The organism is Rhodophyticola sp. CCM32 (assembly GCF_004751985.1).
Classification (GTDB): domain Bacteria; phylum Pseudomonadota; class Alphaproteobacteria; order Rhodobacterales; family Rhodobacteraceae; genus Rhodophyticola.
This window is the reverse complement of the sequence record NZ_CP038492.1, coordinates 3638046-3655111: the sequence shown is the minus strand read 5'-3', so window position 1 is coordinate 3655111 and position 17066 is coordinate 3638046. Positions and strand designations below refer to the sequence as shown.

16 protein-coding genes and 1 pseudogene are annotated in these 17066 nt (G+C 60.3%); 8 read left to right on the top strand and 9 right to left on the bottom strand.

All coding sequences use genetic code 11. The features are described from left to right. Positions 1-11 precede the first annotated feature (11 nt). Positions 12-923 carry an alpha/beta hydrolase gene (locus tag E2K80_RS17935; RefSeq protein WP_135376241.1) on the bottom strand — a complete coding sequence of 304 codons (912 nt, stop codon included), beginning with the start codon at positions 921-923 and terminating at the stop codon, positions 12-14. A 248-nt stretch (positions 924-1171) separates the two neighbouring features. Between E2K80_RS17935 and ttcA the strand changes: the two are divergent. The 8 genes and pseudogenes from ttcA to E2K80_RS17895 all read left to right on the top strand — a co-directional run bounded on the left by ttcA (position 1172) and on the right by E2K80_RS17895 (position 9199). Continuing rightward, positions 1172-2022 (top strand): annotated as a pseudogene (gene ttcA, locus E2K80_RS17930) (tRNA 2-thiocytidine(32) synthetase TtcA). A gap of 91 nt (positions 2023-2113) precedes the next feature. Further along, entirely contained in the window at positions 2114-3667 is a 1554-nt protein-coding gene (locus E2K80_RS17925) for a putative bifunctional diguanylate cyclase/phosphodiesterase (RefSeq protein WP_135376240.1), read from the top strand. Positions 3668-3871: 204 nt separating this feature from the next. Further along, positions 3872-5701, top strand: a complete 1830-nt coding sequence (gene yidC / locus E2K80_RS17920) for a membrane protein insertase YidC (protein ID WP_135376239.1) — start codon at positions 3872-3874, stop codon at positions 5699-5701. After that, positions 5698-6438 (top strand): MOSC domain-containing protein, encoded by a 741-nt coding sequence (locus tag E2K80_RS17915; protein WP_135376238.1) that lies wholly within the window; start codon positions 5698-5700, stop codon positions 6436-6438. The genes yidC and E2K80_RS17915 overlap by 4 nt, the downstream gene beginning before the upstream one ends. Then, a complete protein-coding gene (yihA, locus tag E2K80_RS17910; protein ID WP_135376237.1) occupies positions 6435-7088 on the top strand; it encodes a ribosome biogenesis GTP-binding protein YihA/YsxC in 654 nt (217 codons plus the stop codon). The genes E2K80_RS17915 and yihA overlap by 4 nt, the downstream gene beginning before the upstream one ends. 64 nt (positions 7089-7152) lie before the next feature. After that, a complete protein-coding gene (gene argB / locus E2K80_RS17905) occupies positions 7153-8016 on the top strand; it encodes an acetylglutamate kinase (protein WP_135376236.1) in 864 nt (287 codons plus the stop codon). A 38-nt stretch (positions 8017-8054) separates the two neighbouring features. Continuing rightward, positions 8055-8702 (top strand): ferredoxin, encoded by a 648-nt coding sequence (locus tag E2K80_RS17900; RefSeq protein WP_135376235.1) that lies wholly within the window; start codon positions 8055-8057, stop codon positions 8700-8702. Continuing rightward, positions 8699-9199 carry a SixA phosphatase family protein gene (locus E2K80_RS17895; protein ID WP_135376234.1) on the top strand — a complete coding sequence of 167 codons (501 nt, stop codon included), beginning with the start codon at positions 8699-8701 and terminating at the stop codon, positions 9197-9199. The genes E2K80_RS17900 and E2K80_RS17895 overlap by 4 nt, the downstream gene beginning before the upstream one ends. Positions 9200-9500: 301 nt before the next feature. Here the strand turns inward: E2K80_RS17895 and E2K80_RS17890 are convergent, their stop codons facing one another. From E2K80_RS17890 to crcB, 8 genes are all read right to left on the bottom strand, one after another. Then, on the bottom strand, positions 9501-10304 hold the full coding sequence (locus E2K80_RS17890) for an amino acid ABC transporter ATP-binding protein (protein ID WP_135376233.1): 804 nt from the start codon (positions 10302-10304) through the stop codon (positions 9501-9503). 12 nt (positions 10305-10316) lie between these two features. Further along, positions 10317-11633, bottom strand: a complete 1317-nt coding sequence (locus E2K80_RS17885) for an amino acid ABC transporter permease (protein ID WP_135376232.1) — start codon at positions 11631-11633, stop codon at positions 10317-10319. Position 11634: 1 nt separating this feature from the next. Then, positions 11635-12852 (bottom strand): amino acid ABC transporter permease, encoded by a 1218-nt coding sequence (locus tag E2K80_RS17880; protein ID WP_135376231.1) that lies wholly within the window; start codon positions 12850-12852, stop codon positions 11635-11637. A gap of 131 nt (positions 12853-12983) precedes the next feature. Then, positions 12984-14000 carry an amino acid ABC transporter substrate-binding protein gene (locus E2K80_RS17875; RefSeq protein WP_135376230.1) on the bottom strand — a complete coding sequence of 339 codons (1017 nt, stop codon included), beginning with the start codon at positions 13998-14000 and terminating at the stop codon, positions 12984-12986. 235 nt (positions 14001-14235) lie between these two features. Further along, the gene (locus E2K80_RS17870) at positions 14236-14949 is read right to left on the bottom strand and encodes an ATP12 family chaperone protein (protein WP_135376229.1); all 714 of its coding nucleotides are present in this window, start codon (positions 14947-14949) and stop codon (positions 14236-14238) included. Continuing rightward, the gene (locus E2K80_RS17865) at positions 14946-15635 is read right to left on the bottom strand and encodes an HAD-IA family hydrolase (RefSeq protein ID WP_168193234.1); all 690 of its coding nucleotides are present in this window, start codon (positions 15633-15635) and stop codon (positions 14946-14948) included. The genes E2K80_RS17870 and E2K80_RS17865 overlap by 4 nt, the downstream gene beginning before the upstream one ends. After that, entirely contained in the window at positions 15632-16681 is a 1050-nt protein-coding gene (locus E2K80_RS17860) for an RluA family pseudouridine synthase (RefSeq protein WP_135376228.1), read from the bottom strand. Before E2K80_RS17860 ends, E2K80_RS17865 begins: the two co-directional genes overlap by 4 nt. Beyond that, the gene (gene crcB, locus E2K80_RS17855; protein ID WP_135376227.1) at positions 16678-17058 is read right to left on the bottom strand and encodes a fluoride efflux transporter CrcB; all 381 of its coding nucleotides are present in this window, start codon (positions 17056-17058) and stop codon (positions 16678-16680) included. The genes E2K80_RS17860 and crcB overlap by 4 nt, the downstream gene beginning before the upstream one ends. Positions 17059-17066 lie beyond the last annotated feature (8 nt).

Genomic DNA, 17066 nt, shown 5'->3' with positions numbered 1-17066 from the left:
AGCGGTTCGCGTTACCCGATCAATGCCTGATTGCCCAGATCGGTCACACCCCGGGTGGGCATGGCATTGGCGGGCGTTCCTGCAAGCGTCAGGGCCGCATCCCGATAAAAGGTGGCGTCCAGAAACTCCCAATTATGAGAGATCGACGTGCTTTGCGGCCATTCATTCTTATGCTGGATGTAATAATTCTGCACCGTGACATTCGCACAATCCGCCGGAGCCCTGTCGGGAAGGCCTGAAAACCCAAGGCGCGAGGCCTGACCCAGACGATAAATCTGCGACAGGCTGAGAATTTCATCCGCCCGGCTGTAGTAATTGGTGATCCGGCCCGAAAAATCATAAAGCGCTTTGGATTTCTTTGCCCCCGCATTCATCGACTTGCCCGCGATATCAGCCGCGACCATCAACACCTCGCCCACCGAGAAATCCAGCGCCGTGGCCTTGCCCAATTCCACCAGCCGCGTGAAGGCATGGCGGGTCACCAGATTGCCCATGGAATGGGCGAAAATGTCGATCTTCACATCGGCTTTGGCCTTGCGCAGCACACCGATCACATCCAGCACCAGTTGCGGTGCGATCGTATGGGCATCGGCACGATCCTTGGCATATTCGAGAAAAACGCCATTGGTCGGCCAGTCGAAACTGACCACAGCCCCGCCGAACCCCTGTGCTTTCAGCCCGTCGCGCACAAGGTCATGGCGCGCCATCAACTCACGCTGCTGGATATTGAACCCGTGCACATGGATCAGAACCCCCTGCCCGTTGGCCTGCGCCAGCACCTCGGCAGCCCAGGCATCGGCGGTCAGAAAATGCGCCACTTTCTGGCCAGCCGCACCCGGGATAATTTTCAGATATCGGGTCACGCCGGGATTATTGGTGAATTTACCCGAATTCACACTGCGGGTTGAAATGATATAGTCCATGGATATTCCCCCGAAATAATTACGTTTAAAGCATCCTGCCTTAAACTTGAATTACAAATACCCTGCCACGCTTCGCGGCCCCGGGACATTTGCGATAAGCGATGTCTCAGGTTTTAGGCAGCATGCTGTAATAAAATCTATTTTATCGCAAATTTGCAAAATACCCAAATCGGGCCGGGTCATCGCAGCCCACTTGACCTGACCCGGCCTGCGGCCCTATGCCGGGGCAAACCCGCAAAAGGCCCGCCATGCTGGACGAAAGTGACGACATTCACCCGCTGTTTCACGGCGCCCCGAAGACCGCCGAATTCAAGAAACTGCGCAAACGGCTGATCCGCGAGACCCGGGACGCGATTGACCGTTATGGCATGATCGAACGGGGCAGCCGCTGGCTGGTCTGCATGTCCGGCGGCAAGGACAGCTATACCCTTCTGGCGACGCTTGTGGAATTACAGTGGCGCGGGGTGCTGCCGGTTGAGCTTCTGGCCTGCAATCTTGATCAGGGACAGCCGGGTTTTCCCGCGACCGTTCTGCCGGATTTCCTTGAAAAGATGGGCGTGCCCCATCGGATCGAATATGCCGACACTTATTCCATCGTGATGGACAAGGTGCCCCGGGGGCGCACCTATTGTGCGCTGTGTTCCCGGCTGCGGCGCGGCAATCTCTACCGGATCGCGCGTGAGGAGGGATGCTCGGCCGTTGTGCTGGGCCATCATCGTGACGACATTCTTGAGACGTTTTTCCTCAACCTGTTCCATGGCGGAAAACTGGCCACCATGCCGCCGAAACTGCTGAATGACGAGGGGGACCTGTTTGTCTATCGTCCGCTGGCCCATGTGGCCGAGGCCGATTGCGACCGCTTTGCCCGGACGATGGGCTATCCGATCATCCCCTGCGATCTGTGCGGCAGCCAGGACGGGCTGCAACGCCAGGCGATCAAACAGATGCTGGACGGGTGGGAGGCCAAGGCCCCGGACGGCGGCAAAAGATGCTGTCGGCCCTGATGTCGGCGCGCCCCTCGCATCTGCTGGACCCGGCGCTGTTCGACTTTGCCGGGCTGACAAGATCGGCGGGAATTGATGAAAATTCGCCGGAATAAGCGCCCGGGGCATTAAGGCCCTATCAGCCAGTTTGCCCTAGCCAAGGCCCTGACCCGGTTTCCTGACGGGTGGCGTTGCAAAGAGGCGATCATGGTGAGATTTGGAAAATTGCGCTTCTCTGCGCGGATGGACCGGCTGCGCGCCGGGATGTCCCGGATCGAAGTTCTGGCGCTTTATCCCGGTCTTGTCCTTGTTGCCGTCTGGCTTGGACATCTGGACATACTGCTTGTCACGGCTTTCCTGCTGCCCGGTCTTCTGGCGCTTCAGGCATTTGTGAAAATGGCCCAGCCCCGGCCCGATGACATGGACAAAGGGGATGAGGACGCGCTGGCCCAACTGCCCACACGCCCCGCCCTGACCGCCATGGCCGACCGCGTGGCCGGACTGGCCCCGGCGAAATCGACCGTGGCGATTTTTCTCCATATCGACGCGCTGGACAGCGTGACCGAGCTTTGGGGCAGTGAAGCGGTTGATACGATCCTCAACAAATCCGCTGACCGGTTGCGCGGCACCCTGCGCAATGATGATCTGATCGCCCGGATCGGCGATGCGGGGTTCGGCATTGTGCTGCGCCCGATGTCCAGCACCAATCTGGATGTTATCCTTGGGCTGATCGACAGGATTCAGGCCGCCTTTGGGGAGCCGGTTGCCGTAGCGGGCACAACCGTCCATGTCACCGCCTCTTTCGGCTATTGCACGCTGGACATGGCGCCGGCGCGCACCGGCCGATCCGTGCTTGAGGCGGCCGATACGGCCCTGACCGAGGCCCGGCGTCATGGCCCTTCGGCCATTCGCGCCTTTTCAAAAAAGTTCAACATGAAACGCCGCAAACGGGTTGATCTGGTCGACAAGGTGGAGACCGCGTTGGCAGGCGGTGAGATCAAGGCCTGGTATCAGCCGCAGGTGTCCACCGATACAGGCGTGATAAGCGGGTTCGAGGCGCTGGCCCGCTGGCACCACCCTGACGAAGGCGTCTTGCCCCCGGTGGAGTTTCTGGGTGCGATTGCCGATGCGGGACATATGGCGAAACTGGGCGAGGTGATGCTGTATAATGCCCTGTCTGCGCTGAAAAGCTGGGATCAGGCCGGTTTGAAAATCCCCTCCGTCGCGGTGAATTTCTCGGCTGAAGAGCTGCGCGACCCGCAACTGGCGGACCGGATCAAATGGGATGTGGACCGGTTTGACCTGCGCGCCAGCCGCCTGACGATTGAAATCCTTGAAACCGTGGCCGCCCAATCCGAAGATGACATCATCATCCGCAATATCGAAATGCTGGGAAGCCATGGGTTCAACCTTGATCTGGATGATTTCGGCACCGGGCAGGCCTCGATCGCCAATATCCGGCGGTTCCATGTGAACCGGATCAAGATCGACCGGTCATTCATCACCCGGCTCGACAAGGATGCCAAACAGCAATCCATGGTTTCCGCCATCCTGTCGCTGGCGGACCATCTGGGCGTCGACACATTGGCCGAAGGGGTGGAAACCACGGGCGAACACAGCATGCTGGCGCAGCTTGGCTGCGGCCATGTGCAGGGGTTCGGCCTGGCCCGGCCGATGCCCTTTGAAGACACGATCGCCTGGGCACGGGCGCATACGGACAAACTGGCCAGCCCGGCCCGGATCGGACGGCAGGCGGGCTGATCCACCGCCAGTCCATGATCACGTGACCCGGTGCCCGGCAAATGCCGGTCTTGTCCTGGCTGCACCCGCCGGGTTCCGACAACGGCCTTACATCGCAGGGCACAGGCAGCGAGGCGGTCAACGCCCGAAAGGGAAAAGCGCTTGACCTTTCCACCCTCAATCTGTTGAACCTCGGTGACTTCAACAAAGGGGTGGTCTGCGACAATGAACGATCAGAACAGAAACCTGATCCTTGCGACGGCGTTGAGCTTTCTGGTGATACTGATCTGGTTCGTTCTGTTCCCGCCGCCCGATCCACAGATCACCGACCCGAACACCCCCGCCGCCACGGTTGTGGATGACGAAGGCAACGCGATTGCCCTGGCCCCGCCCGTGGCCACGGGCGGTGACACGCCGCAACTGGCCAGTGACGCGGAAACCCGTGCCGATGTTCTGGCCGAGGCCGAGCGGATCACCATCGAGACGCCATCCGTCTCCGGCTCCATCTCGCTGATTGGAGGGCGCATCGACGATCTGTCGCTGAACAATTATTCCGAGACCCTGGAAGATGACAGCCCGACGGTCACGCTTCTGTCGCCGGTGGGCGAGGCCGAGGCGTATTATGCCCTTTACGGATGGGCCCCGGCGGGGGATCTGGGCTTTGATGATGTGCCCGGCGCCAATACCGAATGGCAGATCGAAAGCGGTGACATCCTGACCCCCGACAGCCCCGTTTCCCTGGTCTGGGCGAATGGCAATGGCCTTGTGTTCCGCCGCCATATCGAGATTGACGACAATTTCATGTTCGCCATCAGCCAATCGGTCGAGAACACAACCGATACGATTGCCCGCATGGCCCCTTACGGCATCGTCGCGCGCCATGGCCTGCCCTCGGATTTGCAGAACTTCTTCATCCTGCATGAAGGGGTGGTGCGCAAGGTCGATGGCTCGCTGGACGAAATTGCCTATGACGACATGCCCGATCTGGATTTCGTGCAGCGCGAGGGCACCCCGGCGGATGTGGTCGATGTCACCGAAAACGGCTGGATCGGCTTTACCGACAAATACTGGATGACCACCCTGATCCCCGGTCAGGAGCAGCCCTTCAGCTCGGTCACCCGATATGTGCCCGCCAGCGATATCTACCAGACCGAGGCCCGCCTGCCGACGATGAGCGCCGCACCCGGAGAAACCGTCGAGATCACGACCCAGCTTTTCGCCGGTGCGAAGGAATGGGAAACCATCCGCAATTACCAGAACGAGGGCGGTATTGTGCGTTTCCTCGATTCCATCGACTGGGGCTGGTTCTATTTCCTGACGAAACCCATTTTCTGGCTGCTGCACACGCTGCACGGGCTGATCGGCAATATGGGCCTCGCGATCATCGCGCTGACGCTGATCATCAAGGGGGCTTTGCTGCCGCTGGCCTTCAAATCCTATGTCTCGATGGCCCGGATGAAAGAGCTTCAGCCGGAAATGGAAGCGCTGAAGGAAAAGGCCGGGGAAGACCGGCAGAAACTGCAACAGGGGATGATGGAACTGTATAAGAAGAACAAGGTGAACCCGGCCTCGGGCTGTTTGCCGATCCTTCTGCAAATTCCGATCTTCTTTTCCCTCTACAAGGTGATCTTCGTCACGCTGGAACTGCGTCAGGCGCCGTTCTTCGGCTGGCTGAACGACCTGTCGGCGCCGGATTCCTCGTCAATCTACAACGCGTTCGGGTTGCTGCCCTGGGCCCCGCCGGAACCGGGCACGATCATGGCACTGCTTTTCATCGGCATCCTGCCGCTGCTTCTGGGTGTCTCCATGTGGTTGCAGCAAAAGCTGAACCCGGCACCCACCGATCCGACACAGGCGATGATCTTTGCCTATCTGCCCTGGGTCTTCATGTTCATGCTTGGCAGCTTCGCCAGCGGTCTGCTGGTCTATTGGATCACCAACAACACGGTCACCTTTGCCCAGCAATATTCGATCATGCGATCCCAGGGTTTCAAACCCGATGTGTTCGGCAATATCAGGTCCAGCCTGAGCCGGTCGAAGCCCGAAAAGAAATGACCCCGCGTCTGGCCCATATCTGGCGTCATCCGATCAAAGGCATCGGTGCCGAAACCCTGGATCAGGTGACGCTCAGCGCTGATCGCCCTCTGCCGCTTGACCGGGCCTGGGCCGTGTTGCAGGAGGGGGCTGTGTTCGATGGCGGCTGGAGTTCCTGCCGCAATTTCCTGCGCGGAGCGAAAGGCCCGGGCCTGATGGCTGTCACCGCGCGGGTTGAGGGAAACCAAATCCATCTCAGCCACCCGGAGCGGCCCGATCTGACCGTTGACCCGTCAGGGGATGCCAGCGATCTGATCGCCTGGCTTGGCCCGATCTATCCCGACACCCGGCCCGCGCCGGTGGCACTGGTCGCGGCCCCGCCCCAGGGGATGAGCGATGCGCCCTTCCCGTCGGTCTCGGTGCTGAACCTGTCCTCGCTGCGCGCCCTGTCCCAGAAGATCGGTCAACAGCTCGACCCGCGCCGGTTTCGCGGCAATCTGTGGCTGGAAGGGCTGGCCCCCTGGGAAGAGTTCGATCTGATCGGCAAAACCCTGCATATCGGCACCACCGCCATGGATGTGGTGGAGCCCATCGGACGTTGCCGCGCGACCGAGGCCAACCCCGAGACCGGACAGCGCGATGCCAACACCCTGGACGCGTTGCAGGACGGATGGGGCCATACGAATTTCGGGGTCTATGCACGCGTGACCCGGGGCGGCGATATCGCCCTTGGCGACACGGTTGAGGTCACCGCGTGAGTACCCTGCCCTTCCCATTGGCCGAAACCCCCGATGACGCCACAACCGAGCTTGGGCGCAAGCTGTTCGCGGGGGGCGCGGATTTCCTGAAAGGTGTCGTCGCGATGGACGGCATGCCGGTTGCCGACCGGGTAGAACTGTGTTTCGCGGGCCGGTCCAATGTGGGGAAATCCACCTTGATCAATGCGCTGACCGGCCGCAAATCGCTGGCCCGGGCCTCGAACACGCCGGGGCGGACGCAGGAAATCAACTTTTTCACCCTCGCCGACAGCCATTATCTGGTGGATCTGCCCGGCTATGGCTTCGCCAATGCGCCGGTTGCCGTGGTCGAGAAATGGCAGCGGCTGCTCAAAGCCTATCTGACCGGGCGCGCGACCCTGCGCCGGGCCTTTGTGCTGATCGACGCCCGCCATGGGGTGAAACCGGTGGATGAAGAGATCATGGGCCTTCTGGACAAGGCCGCCGTGACCTTTCAGGTGGTCCTCACCAAGGCTGACAAGGTGAAAGACAGGGATCGCGATGCAATGCTGGCGCAGGTCCGCCGCGCCTTGTCGAAACACCCTGCGGCTTTTCCTGAACTGGTGCTGACATCTTCTGAAAAAGGCGACGGGATTGCCGGGCTGCGCAGCATCATCGCCAGGATTGACTGAGCCCCGCGCTTGCCTCAAACACGGCGCGCCCGTAACAAGGCGCAACCCCAAGACCAGAGCCGCAATGAAGACACAGACCGCCATGACCCGTGATTACGTCGCCACAGCCCGCACATTGAACGAGGCGCTGCCCTATCTGCAACGCTATGCCGGGGCGATTGTGGTGATCAAACTGGGCGGTCACGCCATGGGCAGCGACGATGGCATGGCCAGTTTCGCCCGTGATGTGATGCTGATGCGCACGGTGGGTATCAACCCGGTGGTGGTGCATGGCGGCGGGCCGATGATCAACGATCTGCTGGCCCGGCTTGGGGTTGAAACGGTGTTTCTGCATGGCCAGCGCGTGACCGATGAACAAACGGTCGATGTGGTCGAGATGGTGCTTTCCGGTCAGGTCAACAAGCGCATCGTGCAGGCGGTCAATGCCGCCGGTGGCAAGGCCGTGGGCCTGTCGGGCAAGGATGCGGATATGATTGTCTGTGATCAGGCGCACCCGGATCTGGGTTTTGTGGGCCAGCCCGCCGAGATCAATCTGGGCATTCTGGAGCAGCTTTTCGAGGCCGAGATGATCCCGGTGATTGCCCCGATCGGAACCGGGCGGGCGGGGGAGACCTTCAACATCAATGGCGATATCGCCGCAGGCGCGATTGCCGCCGCGCTGAAGGCTGACCGGTTGCTGCTTCTGACCGATGTCTCGGGGGTGAAAAACGCCGCCGGGGAGGTCGTGACCGAATTATCCGCCGCCGAGGTCGAAGAGATGACAGAGGCGGGCGTGATCGCGGGCGGGATGATCCCCAAGACGCAGACCGCGCTGGAGGCGGTGCGTGCCGGCGTGCGGGCCTGTTCCATCGTCGATGGGCGCGTGGCCAATGCGGTGCTGCTGGAACTGTTCACAGATCACGGGGCAGGCAGCATAATCCGCGTCTGACGCTTGCGCCCCTGCCCTATGCCGGACAGGGTGAGGGTATGGATTATGCCGCACTCTCCCAGATTATCCGTGTTCAGCATCTCGGTATTTTCGGCGGTTTCCATCCGCGTCCCGAAGATTGCGCGCCCGAAGGCACCGGGACGCTGCTGCTGCTTGGGCCCGATGAACCGGGATTCTGGGCGCATGTGACATCTGAACCGGAATTCGCTGATGGCAAACCCGACCCGATGGACCGTTGGTCGCGCCGGGTGATCGGGCATCTGGCCTGTGATCTGGGCGCCAAGGCGCAGTTTCCCTTTGGCGGACCACCCTATGCGCCTTTCATCCGCTGGGCCGGGCGGACAGGCCGCGCCTGGGTCAGCCCGGTCAGCATTCTGGTCCATGATACCGCCGGGCTGATGCTGTCCTATCGCGGGGCCCTGGCCCTGACCGAGCAGATCGACCTGCCAGAGCCGCCGCCACCCCCTTGTGAGACCTGCGCCAAACCCTGCCTGACCGCCTGCCCGGTCAATGCGCTGACATCGGATGGCTATGACACCGACACCTGCCACCGATACCTTGACACCGCCCCGGGCACGGCCTGCATGACCCGGGGCTGCGATGTGCGCCGCGCCTGCCCGGTCAGCCAGTCCTATGATCGTCTGCCCGAACAATCGGCCTTTCATATGAGAAGTTTTCACCCATGAGCCTGACCCTGATCCTGATCCGCCACGCGAAATCCGACTGGGAGGATCCGCTTCAGGTGGATCATGACCGCCCGCTGAACGACAGGGGGCGCCGGGCGGCCCCGAAGATCGGCGGCTGGCTGCGGGCGGAGGGGTTTGTTCCGCAAACCGTGATCTGCTCCACCGCCCGGCGGACACAGGAAACATGCAGCGGGATCAAGAGCCGGTTCAACGATCCGCCCGAAATACGCTTCACCCAAACACTCTATCATGCCGATGCCTCTACCATACTGGCACAGACCCACACGGCAGAGGGCACGGCGCTGGCGATCATCGGCCATAACCCGGGCATCGGCAGTCTGGCCTGGTCGCTATGCGACAGGCCCCCCGCGCATCCGAAATTCGAGAGCTACCCGACCGGCGCCTGTCTGGTTCTGGGGTTTGATGTGCAAAGCTGGGATCAGGTTACAGCCGGACAGGGCCGGGTTCTGGGCTTCGTGACCCCGCGGGATCTTTGAAGCGTTTCGCCTTTCCGTGAGAGTAGATGCGCGTTTACGGCGGAGCGCCGCAGGGGTGGAAAACTCCAGTTTTCCATGTGGAATTCTGCAGAATTCCGGCCATCAGCGTGTAACCCCACAAACCGCAAAAGCCCTGCCACGTATTGGCTTTCTTCGGGCTTTTGCGATGCTTTAAAGCACCCTGCCTTAAACTTGAATCACAAATACCCTGCCACGCTTCGCGTTCTCGGGACATTTGTGATGCGCGATGTCTCAGGTGTAAGGCAGCATGCTTTGGATCTCGGGTATTCCGCGACCTGTTTCAGTGACCCAGAATCTGGCTGAGGAACAATTGTGTCCGTTCACTTTTGGGATTGTTGAAGAACTCTTCGGGTTCGTTCTGTTCGACAATCTGGCCTGCATCCATGAAGATCACCCGGTTGGCGACCTGGCGGGCAAAGCCCATCTCATGGGTCACACAGATCATCGTCATGCCTTCTTCGGCCAGCTGGATCATCGTATCCAGAACCTCCTTGATCATCTCAGGGTCAAGCGCCGAGGTCGGTTCGTCAAACAGCATGATCCGGGGCCGCATGCACAAGGAGCGCGCGATGGCGACCCGCTGCTGCTGACCGCCTGACAACTGGCCGGGGTATTTGTCGGCCTGTTCCGGGATCTTGACCTTGTTGAGGAAATACATCGCCGTTTCCTCAGCCTCTTTCTTGGGGGTCTTGCGCACCCAGATCGGGGCCAGCGTGCAGTTTTCCAGAATCGTCAGATGCGGGAACAGGTTGAAATGCTGAAAGCACATCCCGACCTCGGACCGGATCTTGTCGATATTCTTCAGGTCATTGGACAAAAGCGTGCCGTCCACCGTGATCGAACCCTGCTGATGTTCTTCCAGCGCGTTGATACAGCGGATCAGGGTGGATTTGCCCGAGCCTGACGGGCCGCAGACGACGATACGTTCGCCCTGATTGACCGTCAGGTCGATGTCACGCAGCACGTGGAAGGTGCCGTACCATTTGTTCATACCCTGGATTTCAATTGCCACCTCGTCAGAGACAGCCATTTTCGAGCGGTCGATCTCGCGGTCGACGGCAGGGGAAGTTTGCGCGTCAGTCATAGGGACGTCTCCTTAACGGTGGTCAGTGCGAAGCTTGCGCTCCAGCCATTGCGAATAACGGGACATTGAGAAGCAGCTGATGAAGAAGCACAGCCCAATGAAGATGAACAATTCCCAGTAGATGCCGTTCCAGTCGGTGCTGGCACGGATCGCATTGGAAAAGCCGATCGGGTCCAGCAGGCCGATGAACACCACAAGGACGGTATCCTTGAACAGACCGATGAAACTGCTGACGATCCCGGGGATCGAGATTTTCAGAGCCTGGGGCAGAATGATCAGCTGCATGGATTGCCAGTAATTCAGGCCCAGACTGTCCGCGCCTTCATATTGGCCCCGTGGCAATGCCGCCAACCCACCCCGGATCACCTCGGCGATATAGGCCGAGGAAAACAGGGTCACCATGATGATCACCCTCAGCAGCAGGTCGAAATTCGTCCCCCGTGGCAGGAAGTAGTTCAGCAACAGTTGCGCGGTAAACAGCCACACGATCAGGGGAACCCCCCGGATCGTTTCGATAAAGATCACGCTGAACCGGTTCAGGATGAACAGATTCGACTGTCGTCCAAGTGCCAGAACGATGCCAAGCGGGAAGGACAGCACAATCCCCGACGCCCCGATAACAACCGCCAACAGGAAGCCGCCAAACTGGTCAGAGGCGATATATTCGATCCCCAGAGGCAGGATATTGTGCAGCACGCCGGCCAGAGGCCCGGCCAGAAACAGCCAGTACAGGATCGGCACCACAATCGCGCCCAGGGTTGCCGTCAGGGCGCCGGCCATCTCCTGACCGTATGTCAGAATGGCCCAGCCCAGAACAAACCCCGCCGCAACAGCAACCGGCCCCCAAAGCGACCCGCCCCACAGCAGCCAGTAGCAGATGAACGGTGCCAGCGCTGTGAACAAAAGCAGTTTGCGCGGCACGGTGTCGAACAGAACCGGTGCAAGACCAATGCCAAAGACGGCAATGGCCAGAAGCGGCCTCCAATAGGCATCCGACGGGTAGAAGCCGAACAAAAGCTGATCCCACCGGTCGGAAATCACCGCCCAGCAGGCCACACTGGCCCCGTCGCCATAAAGCTCATCGCGGATCGCGCGGCATTCTGTCAGCGACCCGGCATCCCAGATACCATAGACGATCCAGCCAAGCGTATGGGCCAGAACCCAATATACAAAAGCCAGGGAAATCAATGTCAGCGCGGAATTCAACCAACCGGAAAACAGGTTTTCCCGCACCCATTTATATACGCCCCTTTGGGTGACCGGGGGCTCTTTCTCCGGCAGCATGGTATCGCGGACATAGCTGACGGTTTGTGCATGATGATCACTCATATCAACGCTCCTTCAGCTTGACGGAATTGTTGTAGATGTTCATGACGCCCGCGATCACCAGGGATGTGATCAGATAGAACAGGCCAAGAAGCATCATCCCTTCCAGTTCTCGCCCGGTCTGGTTGATGGTGATCCCCCCAAGGGTGGAGCGGACATCCATATACCCCACCGCGATTGCCAGCGACGAGTTTTTGGTCAGGTTGAGATATTGCGAGATCAGCGGCGGAATGATGACGCGCAGCGCCTGCGGCAGGATCACCAGGTTCATCGTTCGGCTTGGCTGGATACCCAGGGCAAAGGCGGCCTCGGTCTGGCCTTTGCTGACGGCCAGAATACCCGCGCGCACGATTTCAGCGATGAAAGCCCCGGTGTAGAGAGACAACGCAATCCACAGCGCGATCAGCGAGTTTCTGAGATGCGTGCCGCCGGTGAAATTGAACCCGGTCAGTTCCGGGTATTCCAGGCTCACCGGACGGCCCAGAATGAAATAGAACAGCACAACCGGCACAAAGAACAGGCCAAGCGACACCCAGAACACCGGCAGGATATCCCCGGTCTGTTCCTGGCGCTTGCGCGCATAGCGGCGGAAGGCCCATATCGCCACCAGAGAGGCCACAAAAATTGCTATCAGAATGGCAGAGCCATTCCCCCAGACCGGGGCAGGTATGAACACCCCCCGGTTGGTGACTGCGACACTGTCAAACAGCAACATGCTGGCATCCGGGTTATCGCCCCTGAAATCCCTTGGTTGCGGTGTGCTTTCGGTCATCACCGCGAAAATCACGATGATCCAGAGCAGCAGCGGAATATTGCGGAACCCTTCGACATAAACCGTCATCAGGCGGCCGACGATCCAGTTTTGGGACAGCCGCAAGACACCGGCGATAACCCCAAGGATCGTTGCCAGCACACAGCCCAGAAACGCCACCAGAAGCGTGTTCAGGATACCGACCAGGGCCGCCTGGCCATGGGTGCTGTCATTTGTATAGGCGATCAGACGCTGGTTGATGTCATAGCCGGCACGGGAACTGAGAAATCCGAAATCGAAATCCTTGCCCAGATCTGCCAGATTCTGGATCGTGTTGTTCACCAGCCAGGCCAGCGACAGCATGATCAGAATAAATGCCACAACCTGAATCGTCATGGATCGGTAGCGGGTATCGTAGATCAACTGACTTATTCGGAAAGACTCGGTAGGCGGTTCCGTCATCGTTGCCATATCGTGCACCCCTGCAACTGTTGGATAGCCGAACTCTTTAGCAGAATACCTATCGGTTTCTGCCCGGTTCGGTCTTTGCGCTTCCAGATAAACGAAGGGCGCGGGATGACCCGCGCCCTTCGTAGATTATGTCACCGGAACGGCGGGCTGTAGAGCAGGCCGCCATCGGTCCATTGTGCGTTCAACCCGCGCGACAGACCAATCGGGGTCGACGCGCCGATGTTTTCCTCAAACAGCTCGCCATAGTTGCCGACGGCTGCAATCGCGTTCATGGCCCAGTCCGCCTCGAGGCCAAGCATGGCCCCCAGATCGCCTTCGGTCCCGAGAATACGATTGATTTCAGGATTATCGGTTCCGGCTGCCAGTTCCGACACATTGGTCGAGGTGATGCCCAGCTCTTCCGCCGAGATCAGCGCGTTCAATGTCCACCGAACAAGGTCGCCCCATTCGTTGTCACCGTGACGGACCAGAGGACCAAGCGGCTCTTTCGAAATGATCTCAGGCAGAACCACATGGGCATCAGGATCTTCGAATGTGGCGCGCGTGGCAGCCAGACCCGATGCATCGGTGGTGTAAACGTCACAGGCGCCAGCCAGATACTGCTGCTGCGCTTCGGCGTTGGTTTCGATCGGCACCGGCTCATAGCTCATGCCGTTCGAGCTGAAGAAATCAGCCAGGTTCAGTTCTGTCGTGGTGCCGGTCTGGATGCAGACGGTCGCGCCGTCCAGTTCCATGGCCGAGGCCACGCCCAGATCACGCGGAACCATGAAGCCCTGACCATCGTAATAGTTGACGCCCACGAATTCGAATCGCAGGTCAACATCGCGGCTGAAGGTCCAGGTTGTGTTCCGGGCCAGCATGTCCACTTCGCCGGATGCCAGCGCCGTAAAGCGTGTCTGACCGGTGGTGGGCACAAAGCTTACAGCCGTCGGATCGTCAAAGATGGCAGCAGCAACAGCGCGGCAAATAGCGACGTCAAAGCCTTCCCACTCGCCACTGGCGTCGGGAGCGGCAAAACCAACCAGACCGGTTGATACGCCGCAGTTCAGGCTGCCCCGCGCCCGGACCTCGTCCAGGGTTTGCGCGGAACCGGCTGCTGCGGCGAGGCCAGCGATGGCCAAAGTGCCGAGAAGTACGGATTTATTCATTTTTAACCTCTTCCTGATGGACTGCCTTTGTTGACAGTTTCCGATGCCAGGATTTCCCTGGCGTAGTTTATGAAGAATTTTTACGCTCTTCATCGCCTCTTAATTGGGCAAATATGTCGCAACAGGTCAAGAGTGAGAACCTTGGTTTCCGTTAGGTCAGGTCATTTCCCGGGCCGTAACTTTATAAGATGCCCAAATGCTAAGCATCACATATGGTTATATGACATTAGCGCAATCACGCCCCGTCTGACAGTTTCAGAAAGCGGGCAGCATGAAAAAATTCATCTTTCTTCCGGGCCGCAAATTCCGTCGCTTCATCGTCTTTACCCCATTGTTCAATCTGCCAGGATTCATCGATTCGCGACAAGGACCAGGCTTCTTGCACGGTGATCTGCCCCTTATGCACCGCCAATGCGAGGATCAAAGACCCCGATAATGTGACCAGATCGTGAAAGCCGGTCAGCGAGAAAGGGCGCAATTCCGAGACCGCATTGCCATAGATCGTCAAACTGTCTTCCGGCTGGCCGACCGGCAGCACACCTTCGGTCGGGATCAGCGGTGCATGATAGATACGCGCGGCCCAGTCCAGCACCGGGTCCCACCCCTTGGTCTGGCGCTGCACCAGCCCCTCTGGCGTGCCGGCCCGGTGGCAAAGCAGATCGGTTTCGGCATACCCCGCTAGCATCGCCGCCACCGCCGCGTGTTGCGGGGCCACCTTGTCGATGGCGGAGTTGGCCGAGCGGGTGACCGGCATGCTGAGCGGATCAACCTGTTCGCCCTGGGCGCCCCATTCCCCAGCCACAGCGCGCGCCATGGCGCGTGTCGGCAGAATGAGGGCCGATTTGAACGGCGTGCGCAGGGGGCGCGCATCCAGGGTGACCTGAAACCCGGCCCCGGCCTCTGACACCTCGGCCTTGTCCCAGAACCTCTTTGCGGCCCATTCGCTCATCCCCGGCCCCAAAGCTGGTCCAGTGCCGGGGGAAGCTCTGTGAAATCCGACAGGATCGTTGCCGCCCCCGCCCCGGTCAGTGTCGTACTCGGGTGATACCCCCAGTCAACGCCAATGGCGTGAATGCCGCCGGCGCGGCCCATCTCGATATCATAGGTGGTGTCACCCAGAATGACGGCGTGTTCCGGGGCGACACCTGTCTCCCTCAAACAGGTCAGCACCATTGAGGGATGCGGTTTTGACGGGTGATCATCGGCCACCTGCACCGTATGAAACAGCGGCCCGATCCCGTGTATTTCAAACAGATGGTCCAGACCGCGCCGGGATTTTCCGGTGGCGATGCCCAGAAACACCTCCTCCTGCGCGGCCAGAGCCTGCAAACCCGCCATCGCACCGGGATATAGCGGCGACAAGGCCCGGCCATCCCCTGTCTGGCGCAACTGGGCAAAGCGGCTTTTATAGGCCTCCACAAGCTGCGTTCTGACGGCCTCGGAGGCATCCGGGATCAGCCGCATCATCGCCTGCGGCAGGGACAGACCGACAATCGACAGGGTTGCCGCCCGATCCGGGGCGGGCAGGCCCATCGCGTCAAAGGCGCCCTCCATCGAGGCCAGAATATGCGCCTGGCTGTCGACCAGGGTGCCATCCACATCGAAGATGATCAGTTTCAGGGTGCCTGCGCTCACCACGTATCCTCATCAAACGGATCGGCGGGCACGTCATTTGCAAACCAGCCCAGAGTGTCCCAACTGCGCGCCATATGATCCGGCAAAGGCGCTGTCAGGTTCAGGCGGGCGCCGGTGACCGGATGGGTCAGAGACAATGAGCGCGCATGAAGATGCAGTTTCCGGCTGATCTCTCCACCCAGTTGCGCGCCCCAGCCATCGCCAAGGTTTTCCTGACCCGAACCACCATATTTGCCATCGCCGATCACCGGATGCCCGATCTCGGCCATATGGGCGCGCAACTGATGGGTGCGCCCGGTGACAGGCACCAGTGCAACCCAGGCCGCGCGACCGCCCAGATTGCTGAGCACCGCATAATCGGTTGTGGCGCGTTTCGCATCCGGCGTGCTGTCGGCCTGATCGGGGTGCAGGCAGTGCATCTTTTCGCCCTCTCCGCCCATGCCATGGCCCGGCGCCTTCACCAGCCCGAATTTGATCGTGCCCATGCGTGGCAGGGGCGCGCCGGCGACAGCCGCCCAATAGATCTTGCGCGTATCGCGCGCCCGAAAGGCCTTGGTCAGGGCGGCGGCGGCCTGACGGGTCCGCGCCAGCAGCAAAATGCCCGAGGTGTCCTTGTCCAGCCGGTGCACCAGCCGCGGTTTGTCTTCCAGGCCAAAGCGCAACGCCTCGGCCAGACCGTCCACATGGCGGGTCTGTTTGCTGCCGCCCTGGCTGGGCAGGCCGGGGGGTTTGTTCAGCGCGATCAGGTGATCATCCCGGTACAGAACCGCCGCGCGGATCATCTCGGCATCCGCTTCGGACACGGTGCTGCGGGGCGTGATCGGTTGAGGTGCGGCCTGATCCGGCAGGGGCGGCACGCGCACCATCTGCCCGGCGGCAACCCGGGTCGCAGGTTTCACCCGACCGCCATCAAGCCTGATCTCGCCCTTGCGGCACATCTTTTCGATCCGGCCCTGGCTGATCTGCGGAAACTGGCGGCGAAACCAGCGGTCCAGCCGCTGGTCGCCATCGCCAGCGGCCACTTCAAGGGTCTGCACACCGCTCATGCAATGACACCGCGTGCCAGCCAGAGGCCCAGAAACAGGGCTCCGACGGACAGGATCACCGATGCCAGAACATAAATCGCGGCCGACATCACCTCACCCCGTTCATAAAGCGTCACCGCCTCAAGCGAGAAGGCCGAGAAGGTGGTGAAGCCGCCCAGAAACCCGGTCATCACCAGAGGCGACAGATGGGTCAGCCCCCGTTGTGCCGCGACACCCACAAAGGCGCCGATCAGAAACGAGCCGATGATATTCACCGTGATCACCCCATAGGGAAACCCTGTATGCCCCAGCATACGCACCATGCCCAGACCGGTCAGATAGCGCAAAACCGCCCCCGCCGCGCCGCCAAGGGCCACCTGAAAAACTGCTGTCATCATGGGCGGGG